The 934-nt window shown below is 65.3% G+C and carries 1 pseudogene; it reads right to left on the bottom strand.

From position 1 onward, the window contains the following. Positions 1 to 59: 59 nt before the first annotated feature. Positions 60 to 934, bottom strand: a pseudogene (locus CJ255_RS23935) (hypothetical protein); the annotation flags it as partial.

The raw sequence follows: 934 nt of genomic DNA, 5'->3' as shown, positions 1-934 counted from the left end.
CGGCTATCGGCTATCGGCTATCGGCTATCGGCTATCGGCTATCGGCTATCGGCTATCGGCTATCGGCTATCGGCTATCACCCGCACCCCTGCGCTACACGGCCAGACCAGCGGGCGCAGCACGCCATCCTCTAGCTCCATGTCGGCCCAACAGCGCTCGCGCTCCGCATTGGTCATGCGCGGCACATACCAGATCACCGGATGCTCAGCGAGGGCTTCGCCATCAATGAATTGCTCCGGCCCTTGGCGCTCGTCGAGGGCGCAGCAGGTGCCGAGCGTCGGCAGATCGCCTTGGCCCTCCGCTGGCTTGGCCTGTGTCCAGTAGACGTAGGCCAGCTCTGCGTCGCCCCAAAGCGGAGATATCGTCTGCTCGCCACCGGCCCCCGTAAGCTGGAATGCATGTGGCCCACCGGCAGCCCACTCCTGCCAGCCCTCCTCGTGCAGCGGGGTTGTCTCGTTGCCGTCCCACACACTCAGGCTTGATGGCGCGACCGGCTCAATGCGCCAGATCGGGTGGTAGGTGCCAGCAATGCCGCAACCGCGCCCCTCATTGCCGCCAGTCAGCGTGAGCGTGCCATCGGCCCCGAAGTGCGCGGCGAACGTGTATTGATAGGCGCAGGGCTGCGGCCAGTTGGGGCTACGAAAGGTGAGCGCCAGATCGAGCGAACCATCGGCATGGGTCGCTATCTCTGGCAAGCCATAGGGAATGATCGCCGCCGCACTAAAGACCGGACAGCCCACCGCGTCGGAAAAGCCGACGCGCTGATCTTCGGGCGCTGGGTAGCCAACGTGCCAGTCCACGATCTTCACCGAGCGCAGCAGCGGCTGGCCCGCAAAACGCACCTCGCGCAACTCTAGCCCATCGGAACTGGTCAGCAGGTAGGACGCCTCCCATTGACCATGCGCGACATGGCCGGGCGTCTCGCAGAGCGGGG

It is taken from the genome of Candidatus Viridilinea mediisalina (assembly GCF_002532535.1).
In the GTDB taxonomy this organism is placed as follows: Bacteria; Chloroflexota; Chloroflexia; order Chloroflexales; family Chloroflexaceae; genus Viridilinea; species Viridilinea mediisalina.
The sequence above is the reverse complement of the archived record's forward strand: the minus strand, read 5'-3'. Positions and strand labels throughout refer to the sequence as shown.